16 protein-coding genes are annotated in these 13,724 nt (G+C 58.9%); 12 read left to right on the top strand and 4 right to left on the bottom strand.

Features of this window, described 5'->3' with window-relative positions; genetic code table 11:
• Nucleotides 1-67 precede the first annotated feature (67 nt).
• The 3 genes from JUI81_RS25435 to JUI81_RS25445 form a co-directional block, all read right to left on the bottom strand.
• Nucleotides 68-1,384 (bottom strand): MFS transporter, encoded by a 1,317-nt coding sequence (locus JUI81_RS25435; protein ID WP_019581065.1) that lies wholly within the window; start codon nt 1,382-1,384, stop codon nt 68-70.
• A 252-nt stretch (nt 1,385-1,636) separates the two neighbouring features.
• Nucleotides 1,637-2,869: a transporter associated domain-containing protein gene (locus JUI81_RS25440; RefSeq protein WP_204125297.1), complete on the bottom strand. Its 1,233-nt coding sequence runs from the start codon at nt 2,867-2,869 to the stop codon at nt 1,637-1,639.
• A gap of 12 nt (nt 2,870-2,881) precedes the next feature.
• The gene (locus JUI81_RS25445; protein ID WP_018927074.1) at nt 2,882-3,694 is read right to left on the bottom strand and encodes an inner membrane protein YpjD; all 813 of its coding nucleotides are present in this window, start codon (nt 3,692-3,694) and stop codon (nt 2,882-2,884) included.
• Between the two features lie 210 nt (nt 3,695-3,904).
• Here JUI81_RS25445 and ffh point away from each other — a divergent pair, with 210 nt between their 5' ends.
• The 5 genes from ffh (at nt 3,905) to rplS (ending at nt 7,476) form a co-directional block, all read left to right on the top strand.
• Nucleotides 3,905-5,281 carry a signal recognition particle protein gene (gene ffh / locus JUI81_RS25450; protein WP_007941401.1) on the top strand — a complete coding sequence of 459 codons (1,377 nt, stop codon included), beginning with the start codon at nt 3,905-3,907 and terminating at the stop codon, nt 5,279-5,281.
• 250 nt (nt 5,282-5,531) lie between these two features.
• On the top strand, nt 5,532-5,783 hold the full coding sequence (rpsP, locus tag JUI81_RS25455) for a 30S ribosomal protein S16 (RefSeq protein WP_003198088.1): 252 nt from the start codon (nt 5,532-5,534) through the stop codon (nt 5,781-5,783).
• A gap of 5 nt (nt 5,784-5,788) precedes the next feature.
• Nucleotides 5,789-6,325, top strand: a complete 537-nt coding sequence (gene rimM / locus JUI81_RS25460) for a ribosome maturation factor RimM (RefSeq protein WP_019581061.1) — start codon at nt 5,789-5,791, stop codon at nt 6,323-6,325.
• A complete protein-coding gene (trmD, locus tag JUI81_RS25465; protein ID WP_172901170.1) occupies nt 6,307-7,080 on the top strand; it encodes a tRNA (guanosine(37)-N1)-methyltransferase TrmD in 774 nt (257 codons plus the stop codon). The genes rimM and trmD overlap by 19 nt, the downstream gene beginning before the upstream one ends.
• Before the next feature lie 45 nt (nt 7,081-7,125).
• Complete coding sequence (gene rplS, locus JUI81_RS25470) at nt 7,126-7,476, top strand: 50S ribosomal protein L19 (protein WP_003175895.1); 351 nt, start codon at nt 7,126-7,128, stop codon at nt 7,474-7,476.
• Between the two features lie 405 nt (nt 7,477-7,881).
• On the opposite strand, the gene suhB is transcribed toward rplS, so the two are convergent.
• Nucleotides 7,882-8,700: an inositol-phosphate phosphatase gene (gene suhB / locus JUI81_RS25475; RefSeq protein WP_007941397.1), complete on the bottom strand. Its 819-nt coding sequence runs from the start codon at nt 8,698-8,700 to the stop codon at nt 7,882-7,884.
• Between the two features lie 146 nt (nt 8,701-8,846).
• Between suhB and trmJ the strand changes: the two genes are divergently transcribed.
• The 7 genes from trmJ (at nt 8,847) to hscB (ending at nt 13,697) form a co-directional block, all read left to right on the top strand.
• Nucleotides 8,847-9,617, top strand: a complete 771-nt coding sequence (gene trmJ, locus JUI81_RS25480; RefSeq protein ID WP_018927071.1) for a tRNA (cytosine(32)/uridine(32)-2'-O)-methyltransferase TrmJ — start codon at nt 8,847-8,849, stop codon at nt 9,615-9,617.
• 2 nt (nt 9,618-9,619) lie between these two features.
• Nucleotides 9,620-10,396 (top strand): serine O-acetyltransferase, encoded by a 777-nt coding sequence (cysE, locus tag JUI81_RS25485; RefSeq protein WP_028939187.1) that lies wholly within the window; start codon nt 9,620-9,622, stop codon nt 10,394-10,396.
• A 184-nt stretch (nt 10,397-10,580) separates the two neighbouring features.
• Complete coding sequence (gene iscR / locus JUI81_RS25490; protein WP_003227911.1) at nt 10,581-11,072, top strand: Fe-S cluster assembly transcriptional regulator IscR; 492 nt, start codon at nt 10,581-10,583, stop codon at nt 11,070-11,072.
• Nucleotides 11,073-11,122: 50 nt separating this feature from the next.
• Nucleotides 11,123-12,337 carry an IscS subfamily cysteine desulfurase gene (locus JUI81_RS25495; protein WP_007941393.1) on the top strand — a complete coding sequence of 405 codons (1,215 nt, stop codon included), beginning with the start codon at nt 11,123-11,125 and terminating at the stop codon, nt 12,335-12,337.
• Nucleotides 12,338-12,422: 85 nt separating this feature from the next.
• Nucleotides 12,423-12,809 (top strand): Fe-S cluster assembly scaffold IscU, encoded by a 387-nt coding sequence (gene iscU / locus JUI81_RS25500; RefSeq protein ID WP_003443374.1) that lies wholly within the window; start codon nt 12,423-12,425, stop codon nt 12,807-12,809.
• 34 nt (nt 12,810-12,843) lie between these two features.
• Entirely contained in the window at nt 12,844-13,167 is a 324-nt protein-coding gene (gene iscA, locus JUI81_RS25505; protein WP_007941391.1) for an iron-sulfur cluster assembly protein IscA, read from the top strand.
• Nucleotides 13,168-13,175: 8 nt separating this feature from the next.
• Nucleotides 13,176-13,697: a co-chaperone HscB gene (hscB, locus tag JUI81_RS25510; RefSeq protein WP_018927068.1), complete on the top strand. Its 522-nt coding sequence runs from the start codon at nt 13,176-13,178 to the stop codon at nt 13,695-13,697.
• Nucleotides 13,698-13,724: the final 27 nt, after the last annotated feature.

Below are 13,724 nucleotides of genomic sequence, written 5' to 3' on the forward strand. Positions count from 1 at the left end.
CGTCAAGACGCAAGTGCGTTCGACAAATGACCCGTAGGAGCGAGGCTTGCCCGCGAAGCTTTTGGCTTCAGGCAACCCGATTCAAATCGTTATTGCGTGTCTCCTTCAGGCACAGCACCGCTATCAGGCTCAGCACCGCCGCCCCCGACACATACCCGCCGACATAACTCAAACCACCCATCGCCACCAGTTTCTGCGCAAAGAACGGTGCCGCCGAGGCGCCGACAATACCGCCCAGGTTGTAAGCAGCCGATGCGCCGGTATAGCGCACGTGGGTCGGAAACAGCTCCGGCAGCAGCGCGCCCATCGGTGCAAACGTCACGCCCATCAGAAACAGTTCTATGCACAGGAACAACGCCACACCCCAGGTCGAGCCATGGGTCAGCAGCGGTTCCATCAAGAATCCGGACAGAATCGCCAGCACGCCACCGATGATCAGTACCGGTTTACGCCCGAAACGATCACTGGCCCAAGCCGACAGCGGTGTCGCTGCGGCCATGAACAGCACCGCGAAACACAGCAGGGCGAGAAAGGTTTCCCGGGTGTAGCCAAGCGTCGACACACCGTAACTCAGCGAAAACACTGTCGAGATGTAAAACAGTGCATAGCACACCACCATCGACCCGGCGCCCAGCAGCATCGGTGCCCAGTATTGGCTGAACAGCTCGACCAACGGAATTTTCACCCGCTCCTGGCGAGCCACGGCGTTGGCGAACACCGGGGTTTCGTGGAGCTTGAGGCGTACGTACAGGCCCACCATTACCAGTGCGGCACTGAGCAGGAACGGAATCCGCCAGCCCCACGAACGGAATTGCTCGTCGTTCAGGCTCATGGCCAGGGTCAGGAACAGGCCGTTGGCCGCCAGAAAACCGATCGATGGGCCGAGTTGCGGAAACATGCCGAACCAGGCGCGCTTGCCTTTGGGCGCGTTCTCCGTGGCCAGCAATGCGGCGCCGCCCCATTCGCCGCCCAGCCCCAGGCCCTGGCCGAAGCGCAGTACGCAAAGCAGGATCGGCGCCCAGGCGCCAATGCTGTCGTACCCCGGTAGTACGCCGATCAGCGTGGTGCACACACCCATCAGCAGCAAGGACGCAACCAGTGTCGATTTGCGCCCGATGCGGTCACCGAAATGGCCGAATAGCGCCGAACCCAGCGGCCGCGCAAGGAAAGCGATGCCGAAGGTGAGGAATGCCGACAGCATCTGCGCGGTGCCGGAGGTTTGCGGAAAGAACACCGGGCCGATCACCAATGCTGCGGCGGTGGCATAGACGTAGAAGTCGTAGAACTCGATGGCCGTGCCGATGAAACTCGCGGTAGCCACGCGGGTGGCGGAGTTCGTCGGTTGGGCAGGCGCGGTGTCGCTGAACGTTGTGCTGGTCGTCATGTCGTTATCCCTGACAGTCATGTGCCCCAGTGGAGCGAATTATTATGGTCGAATACCCAGGGATGTGGGTTGAGACACGGTCGCTGTTCAAGGTAGGAACAATCGCCGCAGTGGTACGGATGTTGTCGAAGATCTGGCCGGAACCTGCTGCATGCGGGGTAAGCATGTGGTTCGGTGGGAGGCTTGGGTAAGCCGGCTCGATTATAGGAAGGTGGCTAACTATCGAACAAGAGGGGCGGTTGTTTTAACCCATTAACGGATAAGCGCAGGCGCTGAGCTGGTATGCCAGATCAGCACGCGCGTGACGCGATTCTCTTCAGTCTCCAGAATCTCCAGCCGGTATCGTCCGATCTTCAGGCACACCGCACTGTCCGGAATCGTCTCCAACGCCTCGGTCACCAGGCCGTTGAGGGTTTTCGGACCATCGCTGGGCAAATGCCAGCCGAGGCTCTTGTTCAGCTCGCGGATGGACGCTGCGCCATCAATCACCAGTCGGCCATCGGCCTGCGGGTGAATGTGCGGGTTATCCAGGCTGTGCTGGCTTTCGAACTCTCCGACGATTTCTTCGAGAATATCTTCCAGGGTCACGATACCCAGTACTTCCCCGTACTCGTCGACCACCATGCCCAAGCGCCGCTGCTGTTTGTGGAAGTTGAGCAATTGCAGCTGCAACGGTGTGCTTTCCGGCACGAAGTACGGTTCGTGACTGGCCGCCAGCAGCGCTTCCACGGTCAGGCTTGAATCCGGCAGTAAATGACGGATCTGTCGGGTGTTGAGTACCGCTTCAACCTGGTTGATGTCGCTGTGGAATACCGGCAGGCGGGTGCGCTTGTTGTGGCGCAGTTGCTCGATGATTTCTTCGAGGGGGTCGTCCAGATTGATCCCGTCGACGTCGCTGCGTGGCACCAGAATATCGTTGACCGTGATGTTATCCAGTGCGTGGATACCTGACAGTGGGCGATAGGCCGCGTGTTCGTGATCGTCGTGCCGATCTGCCGGTGCCTCGTCTTCGCTTTGCTGCACCACGTTGATTTTGCGGGCGAATGGCCGCATCAGCAGTTGGCTGATGCCATTGAGTAGCCATGCGGCGGGATAGACGATTTTCAACGGTATGCCGAGCAGTGTGTTGCCCAAGGCCAGGACGGCATCCGGATAGCGTGCGGCGAGGGCGCGTGGCAGGTAGTCGGCGAACACCAGCAACACTGCGCCGGCACCGAGGCAGGCTATCCAGGGGCCGTTTTGTGCCCAGATGAACATCGCCAGCAAGGTGCTGATGACCACCACCAGCGCGCGGCACAAGGTGTTGCAGAGGATCAGGCTGTTGAGCGGGAAGCTCAGCTTGGCCACGGGCTTGTCGCTGGAGCGCGAGGCCGTGCGCTGGGCCAGTAATTGCTGTTGCGCAACTTCGATGGCGGTAAACAGCCCCGACCATAAAATCAGCAGGGCCAGCACCGCGAGCATCGGCCCTATGGGCAAGTCGTCCATTAATGCCGCCCGTCAGATGTGCAGAATGTATTCGCGGACCAGCTTGCTGCCGAAATACGCCAGCATCAGCAGGCAGAAACCGGCAAGGGTCCAGCGGATGGCTTTGTGTCCGCGCCAGCCGAGACGGTTGCGTCCCCAGAGCAGCACGCTGAACACGATCCAGGCCAGGCACGCCAGCAGGGTTTTATGCACCAGGTGCTGGGCGAACAGATTCTCGACGAACAGCCAGCCGGAAATCAGCGACAACGACAGCAGGCTCCAGCCGGCCCAGAGGAAACCGAACAGCAGGCTTTCCATGGTTTGCAGCGGCGGGAAGTTCTTGATCAGCCCGGACGGATGCTTGTGCTTGAGCTGATGGTCCTGAACCAGCAGCAGCAAGGCCTGGAACACCGCGATGGTGAACATGCCGTAAGCGAGGATCGACAAGAGAATGTGGGCGAGAATGCCTGGCTCTTCGTCGATGACCTGCACCGTGCCGGCGGGGGCGAACTGTGCCAGCAACACTGTTGCGGCGCCCAGCGGGAACAGCAATACAAGCAGGTTTTCCACTGGAATCCGTGAGCAGGCCAGCAGGGTCAGGGCAATGACCGCTGCGGCAATCAGGCTGGCGGCGCTGAAAAAGTCCAGGGCCAGGCCGACCGGAGTCAGCAGATAGCTGATCAGGCTGGCGCTGTGGGCCAGCACGGCCAGTACGCCGAGCGTGACCAGCAGGCGCTTGTTCGCCTTGGCGCCGGTGGCCAGGCGAGTGCCTTGATAGAAGGTCGCAGCGGCATATAAGCAGGCGGCGGCGAGAGTGGTAAGCAAGCTGGGTGACAAGGGGAGCATAAATCCTGTTAGGCAGGCCCGAAAGGCGTTGAGTTTGGCATAGAACCCATACGGCACGAAAGACTATACAAGCTGACGGCGAGGTGTCCGCCAGACGCAGTCTTCGCTATAATCCGCGACCTGCCCACGCCGCAGGCTCGCCGAGCACATGTTGATTCCGGTCTGGGCCGCCATTATCCCGGTCTACACAGGGCCTGAAAGGATCGCGCAATGTTTGAAAACTTAACCGACCGTCTCTCGCAGACGCTGCGCCATGTCACCGGCAAGGCCAAGCTGACCGAAGACAACATCAAAGACACCCTGCGTGAAGTGCGCATGGCGTTGCTCGAAGCCGACGTCGCCTTGCCGGTGGTCAAAGACTTCGTCAATTCGGTCAAGGAGCGCGCTGTCGGCACCGAGGTGTCCCGCAGCCTGACGCCGGGCCAGGCCTTCGTGAAGATCGTCCAGGCCGAACTCGAAAGCCTGATGGGCGCAGCCAACGAAGACCTGAACCTGAGCGCCGTTCCACCGGCCGTGGTTCTGATGGCCGGTTTGCAGGGTGCGGGTAAAACCACCACCGCCGGCAAACTGGCGCGCTTCCTTAAAGAGCGCAAAAAGAAGTCGGTCATGGTCGTGTCCGCGGACGTTTACCGTCCGGCGGCGATCAAGCAGCTGGAAACCCTGGCCAACGACATCGGCGTGACGTTCTTCCCGTCTGACCTGAGCCAGAAGCCGGTCGACATCGCGCAAGCGGCTATTAAAGAAGCCAAGCTGAAATTCATCGACGTGGTCATTGTCGACACCGCCGGTCGTTTGCACATCGACGAAGAGATGATGGGCGAGATCAAGGCGCTGCACGCTGCGATCAATCCAGTCGAAACTCTGTTCGTGGTCGATGCCATGACCGGCCAGGACGCCGCCAACACGGCCAAGGCCTTCGGTGATGCATTGCCGCTGACCGGTGTGATCCTGACCAAGGTCGACGGTGATGCCCGTGGCGGTGCCGCACTGTCGGTACGTGCCATTACCGGCAAGCCGATCAAGTTCATCGGCATGGGCGAGAAGAGCGAAGCGCTCGAGCCGTTCCATCCTGAGCGTATCGCATCGCGCATCCTCGGCATGGGCGACGTGCTCAGCCTGATCGAACAGGCTGAAGCGACCCTCGACAAGGACAAGGCCGACAAACTGGCCAAGAAGCTGAAGAAGGGCAAGGGCTTCGACCTCGAAGACTTCCGCGATCAGCTGCAACAGATGAAGAACATGGGCGGCCTCGGCGGCCTCATGGACAAACTGCCGAATATCGGTGGTGTGAACCTGGCGCAGATGGGCAATGCCCAAGGCGCGGCAGAGAAGCAATTCAAGCAGATGGAAGCCATCATCAATTCCATGACCCCGGCCGAGCGCCGCGACCCTGAGCTGATCAGTGGTTCGCGCAAGCGCCGGATCGCCATGGGTTCCGGCACCCAGGTGCAGGACATCGGTCGCTTGATCAAGCAGCACAAGCAGATGCAGAAGATGATGAAGAAATTCTCCGCGAAAGGCGGAATGGCCAAAATGATGCGCGGCATGGGCGGTATGTTGCCCGGCGGCGGCATGCCAAAAATGTAAAGAATCCGCGCCGGCAGTCATGTCGGCGCAGCCCCACACGGACGTGGGATCTCCAGCAAACCCGCGCTTGGCGGGAGCTGACTGGCCATCTTCAACGATGGCTCTATAGCAAATCTGGATGGCACGCCGATAGGCGCCGGAAAAAGACATTTGCAAAAGTCCGGATATTCCTTAGAATATGCGGCCTTTCGGGCACCTATGCCCGCTGTGCATTTAGATTTGCAGCACCGACTACAGGAACGATGTTCACATGCTAACAATCCGTCTTGCCCTTGGCGGCTCCAAAAAGCGCCCGTTTTACCACTTGACCGTAACCGACAGCCGCAACCCGCGTGACGGTTCGCACAAGGAACAGGTTGGTTTCTTCAACCCTGTTGCTCGTGGTCAAGAAGTTCGTCTGTCCGTGAACCAAGAGCGCGTAGCCTACTGGCTGAGCGTTGGTGCACAGCCTTCTGAGCGCGTTGCTCAGTTGTTGAAGGAATCTGCTAAGGCTGCGGCCTGAGCAATATGAACGCGACGCCAGCTGTTGCTGATGATTTGATCGTTATCGGCAAGATTTATTCTGTTCACGGCGTTCGCGGCGAAGTGAAGGTGTATTCCTTTACTGATCCGATTAAAAACCTGTTGGACTACAAAACCTGGACGCTCAGGCGCGAAGGCAACGTAAAACAGGTCGAGCTGGTCAGCGGACGCGGGAACGACAAGTTCCTGGTCGCAAAGCTCAAGGGTCTTGATGATCGTGAAGAAGCTCGTCTTCTGGCTGGTTATGAGATCTGCGTGCCGCGCAACCTGTTCCCTGAATTGACCGATGGCGAGTACTACTGGTACCAGCTGGAAGGTCTGAAGGTCATCGATACTCACGGGCAATTGTTCGGGAAAATCGATCATCTTCTGGAAACCGGCGCCAATGATGTAATGGTGGTCAAGCCTTGCGCTGGCAGCCTGGATGATCGTGAACGCCTGTTGCCGTATACCGAGCAATGCGTGTTGGCCGTCGATCTGGCAGCGGGCGAGATGAAGGTGGAATGGGATGCGGACTTCTAAACGTGGCTAACCTGCGCGTAGAAGTGATCAGTTTGTTTCCCGAGATGTTCTCCGCCATCAGCGAGTACGGCATCACCAGTCGGGCGGTGAAGCAGGGGCTGTTGCAGCTTACCTGTTGGAATCCGCGAGACTACACGACGGATCGACATCACACTGTGGATGATCGCCCATTTGGCGGTGGTCCGGGCATGGTGATGAAGATCAAGCCCCTGGAAGATGCTCTGGTTCAGGCCAAGGCAGCAGCCGGGGAGGCGGCGAAGGTAATTTACCTGTCCCCCCAAGGCCGTCAACTGACACAGTCGGCGGTACGCGAGTTGGCGAATCTGGATGCATTGATCCTGATTGCTGGCCGCTATGAAGGCATTGACGAGCGTTTTATTGATGCTCATGTCGATGAAGAGTGGTCGATTGGCGACTATGTACTGTCTGGCGGCGAGCTGCCGGCGATGGTCCTGATCGATGCGGTTACACGACTGCTGCCTGGAGCTTTAGGGCATGCGGACTCCGCTGAGGAAGATTCCTTTACGGATGGTTTGCTGGATTGCCCGCACTACACCCGACCGGAGGTGTATGCGGATCAGCGTGTTCCCGACGTATTGCTAAGTGGCAATCACGCGCACATCCGGCGTTGGCGTTTACAGCAGTCCCTTGGTCGGACCTATGAACGACGCGCCGATCTTCTGGAAAGCCGCTCGCTTTCTGGAGAAGAGAAGAAGCTGCTCGAGGAATACATCCGCGAGCGGGACGATAGTTAACAACGTATCGATGGTAGATCCGACGATTTACCTTAGGAGCACAGCATGACTAACAAAATCATCCTTGCACTCGAAGCAGAGCAGATGACTAAAGAGATCCCTACCTTTGCCCCGGGCGACACCATTGTCGTTCAGGTGAAAGTGAAGGAAGGCGATCGTTCGCGTCTGCAAGCGTTCGAAGGCGTAGTTATCGCCAAGCGTAACCGCGGCGTAAACAGTGCTTTCACCGTTCGTAAAATCTCCAACGGTGTTGGCGTAGAGCGTACTTTCCAGACCTACAGCCCGCAAATCGACAGCATGGCTGTCAAGCGTCGCGGTGACGTACGTAAAGCCAAGCTGTACTACCTGCGTGACCTGTCCGGTAAAGCAGCTCGCATCAAGGAAAAACTGGCTTAAGTCCAGCTTCCGATGCCGAAAAGCTGGCCTGCTCAGGTTGGCTTTTCAAGAAAATGCCCCGTATCGAAAGATGCGGGGCATTTTTCGTTATGGCTGCATATATAAAAAAACTGCGGCGCTCTTTCTGTAGCTGCTGCCGAAGGCTGCGTCTGGCTGTAGCAGCTGTCGAGCTCCAGCGAGGCTGCGTCCGGCTGCGAAGCAGTCGTGAATCCGGCTAATGCGGTCTGTCTGGCGTGCCGTAATCTCTGATTATGCGACTGCTGCGTCCGAACGCAGGCTTCGCCAGCTGCTACGGATTGCGTTACGGCTTAACTTGGTCGTATTAGTCGCACAAAAGAAAACGCCCCGAACCAGTCGGGGCGTTTGCTTTAAGTGCTGCGGCTTTTTGGGCTTGGGCTTGGGCGCTTAGCGCTTCAGCGAAGCTGGCAGGTGCGGCTGGATCGCTGTCAGTACTGCCTTGAAGCACTTGGTGTTGCCGGCAACAACGTGGCCTTTTTCGAGGAAGTCGTGACCGCCGGTGAAGTCGCTCACCAAGCCGCCGGCTTCCTGGATCAGCAGGGCGCCTGCAGCCATGTCCCACTCGGACAGGCCCGACTCCCAGAAGGCGTCGAAACGGCCGGCAGCCACGTAGGCCAGGTCGAGGCTTGCCGAGCCGGCGCGGCGGATGCCGGCGGTCTGGCCAACCAGGGCGCGGAACATGCCCAGGTAGTTGTCGAGGTTGTCCATCTGGTCGTCACGGAACGGGAAGCCGGTACCCAGCAGGGCGCCGTCCAGGCTGGTACGGCCGCTGACGCGCAGGCGACGACCGTTCAGTTGAGCGCCGCGACCACGGCTGGCGGTGAATTCTTCCTGGCGAACCGGGTCCAGAACAACAGCATGTTCCAGGCGACCGCGGTATTTGCAGGCGATGCTGACAGCGAAGTGAGGAATGCCGCGCAGGAAGTTGGTGGTACCGTCCAGTGGGTCGATGATCCACAGGTATTCTTCGCCTTCGATGCCGGTGCCGGCGTGCAGGCCGGTTTCTTCACCCATGATCGAGTGATTCGGGTAGGCCTTGCGCAGTGCGTCGATGATTTTCTGTTCGGCGGCGCGATCCACCTCGGATACGTAATCCTTGGCGTCTTTTTCGTCGACCTTGATGGTATCCAGGCGCTCGATGGAGCGGAAGATCAATTCACTGGCGCTGCGGGCGGCGCGCAGCGCGATATTCAGCATGGGCTGCATGGATGTGTCACCTAAGGTTGTTAAAGAAAGCCGGGCATTCTATCAGAAAGTTTCTACAGGAGAAGGTCGACGTTCGCTTTCATGGCTTAACGGTAGGAGGAGCTGTAAGATTCGGCTCCCTCATTCAATGTTCGAGAGCGCCTCCCTTGCTGCAAAACATTCGTGTCGTCCTGGTCAATACCAGTCATCCCGGAAATATCGGCGGTGCTGCGCGTGCCATGAAGAACATGGGCCTGTCGCGACTGGTGCTGGTCGAGCCGCGGTTGTTCCCGCACCACGAGGCCGATGCGCGTGCGTCCGGCGCCGGGGACATCCTTGAAAACGCGCAAGTCGTCGCCACCTTGGAAGATGCCTTGGTCGGCTGCAATCTGGTGCTGGGTACCAGTGCTCGTGATCGTCGCATTCCCTGGCCGTTGCTCGATCCCCGTGAGTGCGGTGCAAGGGTGGTCGAGGAAGCGGGGCAGGGCGCCGAGATCGCATTGGTGTTCGGTCGTGAAGATTCCGGCCTGACCAACGAAGAGCTGCAGCGATGTCATTATCACGTGCACATTCCATCAGACCCCGAGTTCAGTTCGCTGAACCTCGGGGCGGCGGTGCAGGTGTTGAGCTATGAAGTGCGCATGTCCTGGCTGGCGGCCCAAGGTCAGCCGAGCAAGGTCGAGAAGGAAGAAGTGGCGTCCACCAAGAGTGGTGAGCTGGCGACCATGGATGAGCTGGAGCGATTCTATGAGCACCTGGAGCAAACCCTGGTGGCCATCGAATTCCTCGATCCGGAAAAACCACGGCACTTGATGGCGCGCCTGCGCCGGTTGTACGGACGCAGCTCGGTCAGCCGGGCGGAAATGAATATATTGCGTGGCATCCTCACGGAAACCCAGAAGGCGGCCCGTGGCGAGCTTCTAAAGCGGAAGGATTAATGATGTTCGAGCGTTTGCGTGAAGATATCCAAAGTGTTTTTCATCGTGACCCGGCAGCGCGTAATGCTTTTGAGGTCCTGACCTGCTATCCAGGCATGCATGCCATCTGGATCCATCGCCTGTCGTCGCTCCTGTGGCGCGCAGAGCTGAAATGGCTGGCGCGGCTGGTGTCGAACTTCGGTCGCTGGTTGACCGGGATCGAGATTCATCCGGGGGCCAAGGTCGGTCGTCGCTTCTTTATCGACCATGGCATGGGCATCGTTATTGGTGAGACTGCCGAGATCGGCAACGATGTCACCCTTTATCAGGGCGTGACCCTCGGTGGCACTAGCTGGAACAAGGGCAAGCGTCACCCGACCCTGGAGGACGGTGTGGTGGTTGGTGCCGGCGCCAAGGTGCTCGGCCCATTCACTGTCGGTGCCGGGGCCAAGGTGGGTTCCAATGCCGTGGTCACCAAGGCAGTTCCGCCGGGTGCGACGGTGGTGGGGATTCCGGGGCGGATTATCGTCAAGTCCGACGATGAGCAGGATGCCAAGCGCAAGGCCATGGCCGAGAAGATCGGCTTCGATGCCTACGGTGTCGGCGAAGACATGCCGGACCCGGTGGCCCGGGCGATCGGTCAGTTGCTCGATCACTTGCAGGCGGTCGATGGGCGTCTGGAGGGTATGTGTGGAGCGCTGAAGGATCTGGGCAGTAATTACTGTGCCAAGGATCTGCCTGAACTGCGTGAAGAAGACTTTGCCTGTGTGAAGGGCAAGGACGAAAGCAAGGCCAGCTGATTCACGGCAGGGTCGCATTCAGGCATTTGCACCGCGCTGGTTGGTGTGCCATTGCGCCGCAGACCCTGCTATGATGCGCGCGCTCTTTTGCGGGTAAACCTGAGTAATGCGCTAGGTCTTATAGTTGACTTAAATACTCGGGAATTGCATACTCGCCCCATTCCGAACTCCGTGGTAATTGTCCATGCGACTGACTACAAAAGGCCGATACGCCGTGACCGCCATGCTTGACCTGGCGTTACACGCGCAGCACGGGCCGGTGTCCCTGGCCGATATCTCCGAGCGCCAAGGCATCTCCCTGTCCTACCTCGAGCAGCTTTTCGCCAAATTGCGTCGTAGCAATCTGGTGTCCAGTGTTCGCGGTCCGGGCGGTGGCTACCAATTGTCCCGCGACATGCAGGGCATCCAGGTCGCCCAGGTAATCGATGCGGTCAACGAATCGGTCGATGCAACCAAGTGCCAGGGCCAGGGCGATTGCCATTCCGGCGACACCTGTCTGACTCACCATTTGTGGTGCGATCTTAGCCTGCAGATTCACGAATTTCTGAGCGGTATCAGCTTGGCTGACCTTGTAACTCGCCGTGAGGTGCAAGAAGTAGCCCAGCGTCAGGACCAGCGTCGTTGCAACAGCAAGGCGCCACGCCTGGACAAGATTGAAGCGTCCGCCGTCGAATGACAGCCAAAGAGCTAGCGGCACGCCAGCCAGCCTGATTTAGGAGATAGTCCATGAAATTGCCGATTTACCTTGATTACTCTGCGACCACCCCGGTTGATCCGCGTGTCGCGCAAAAGATGAGTGAATGCCTGCTGGTCGACGGAAACTTCGGTAACCCGGCGTCCCGTTCCCACGTGTTCGGCTGGAAAGCCGAAGAGTCCGTCGAGAACGCTCGTCGCCAGGTCGCTGACCTGGTTAACGCCGACCCGCGTGAAATCGTCTGGACCTCCGGTGCCACCGAGTCCGACAACCTGGCAATCAAGGGTGCGGCGCATTTCTACTCCACCAAAGGCAAACACCTGATCACCACCAAGATTGAGCACAAGGCTGTCCTCGACACCATGCGCCAACTGGAGCGTGAAGGTTTCGAAGTGACCTACCTCGATCCTCGTGAAGATGGCCTGGTCACTCCGGAAATGGTCGAAGCTGCCCTGCGTGACGACACCATTCTGGTATCGGTCATGCACGTGAACAACGAAATCGGCACCATCAACGACATCGCTGCCATCGGTGAGCTGACTCGCTCCCGGGGTATTCTGTTCCACGTCGACGCTGCTCAGTCCACCGGCAAGGTCGAGATCGACCTGTCGAAACTGAAAGTTGACCTGATGTCGTTCTCTGCCCACAAGACCTATGGCCCTAAAGGCATCGGCGCGCTGTACGTCAGCCGCAAGCCGCGTGTGCGCATCGAAGCGACCATGCACGGCGGCGGTCACGAGCGTGGCATGCGTTCCGGCACCCTGGCGACTCACCAGATCGTCGGCATGGGCGAAGCGTTCCGTGTGGCCAAGGAAGACATGGCTGCCGAGAATGCACGCATCAAAGCGCTGAGCGACCGTTTCTTCAAACAGGTTGAAGGCCTGGAAGAGTTGTACGTCAACGGCAGCATGACCGCCCGCGTACCGCACAACCTGAACCTGAGCTTCAACTATGTCGAAGGCGAGTCGCTGATCATGGCGCTCAAGGATCTGGCGGTTTCGTCGGGTTCGGCCTGCACCTCGGCATCGCTTGAGCCTTCGTACGTTCTGCGCGCCCTGGGCCGCAACGACGAACTGGCACACAGCTCGATTCGCTTCACCTTCGGTCGCTTCACCACCGAAGAAGAAATCGACTACGCCGCGCAGAAAGTCTGCGAGGCCGTCACCAAGCTGCGCACTCTGTCGCCGCTGTGGGACATGTACAAAGACGGCGTCGACATTTCGAAAATCGAGTGGGCGGCACACTGATATTCAAGTCGCCGCAACCGGGCCCTGCGAATCCACGATTTGCAGGGTTTCAAGAGCGACTCCTGATGAGTGAGGATTAAGAATCATGGCTTACAGCGAAAAGGTCATCGACCACTACGAGAACCCGCGCAACGTCGGCAAGATGGATGCAGAAGATCCTGATGTCGGCACCGGCATGGTCGGCGCTCCGGCGTGCGGTGACGTGATGCGTCTGCAGATCAAGGTCAACGAGCAAGGCATCATCGAAGACGCCAAGTTCAAGACCTACGGTTGCGGTTCCGCGATCGCCTCCAGCTCCCTGGCGACCGAGTGGATGAAAGGCAAGACTCTGGATGAAGCAGAGACCATCAAGAACACTCAACTGGCCGAAGAACTGGCCCTGCCGCCAGTGAAAATTCACTGCTCCGTACTCGCTGAAGACGCCATCAAGGCGGCCGTTCGCGACTACAAGCAGAAGAAAGGCTTGATCTGACTTTCAAGATTTGGCGACGAGTAAGGAGTCACCGATGGCTATCAGCATGACAGAAGCGGCTGCTCAACACGTGCGACGCTCCCTCAACGGGCGCGGCAAGGGTGATGGGATTCGTCTGGGTGTTCGCACCACGGGCTGTTCCGGCCTTGCCTATGTGCTGGAGTTTGTCGACGAGGTAGGCGCGGACGATCAAGTGTTCGAAAGTCACGGCGAGAAAGTGATCATCGACCCGAAAAGCCTGGCGTACCTGGACGGCACCGAGCTTGATTTCGTCAAGGAAGGGTTGAACGAAGGCTTCAAGTTCAACAACCCCAACGTACGCGGTGAGTGTGGCTGCGGCGAAAGCTTCAACATCTGAGGCTGCTCGTGGGTACTCCTTGTCATTTCGCTTTATTTGAGCTGCAACCGAGTTTCAATCTGGACCTCGATCAGCTGGCTACGCGCTACCGTGAGTTGGCGCGCGGCGTTCATCCGGACCGCTTTGCCGACGCTTCCGAGCGTGAGCAGCGGCTGGCGCTCGAGCAATCCGCGAGCCTCAACGAGGCCTACCAGACGCTCAAAAGCCCCCCCAAGCGCGCGCGATACTTGCTCGCATTGAGTGGTGGCGAGTTGCCGCTGGAGGTCACGGTGCATGATCCGGAGTTTCTTCTGCAGCAGATGGAGTTGCGTGAAGAGCTCGAAGATCTGCAGGACAGCGCCGACATGGCGGGTATTGCCACGTTCAAGCGCCGCCTCAAGGCAGCTCAGGATGAACTGAACCAAAGCTTCGCAGCTTGCTGGAATGATGCGGCGCAACGCGAACGGGCCGAACGCCTGATGCGGCGCATGCAGTTCCTCGACAAGCTCACCTACGAAGTGCGCCAGTTAGAAGAGCGCCTCGACGATTAACCCAGTGCCGCTCCGGTCGCACGCCTG

The sequence above is a fragment of the Pseudomonas sp. 008 genome, assembly GCF_016861935.1.
In the GTDB taxonomy this organism is placed as follows: domain Bacteria; phylum Pseudomonadota; class Gammaproteobacteria; order Pseudomonadales; family Pseudomonadaceae; genus Aquipseudomonas.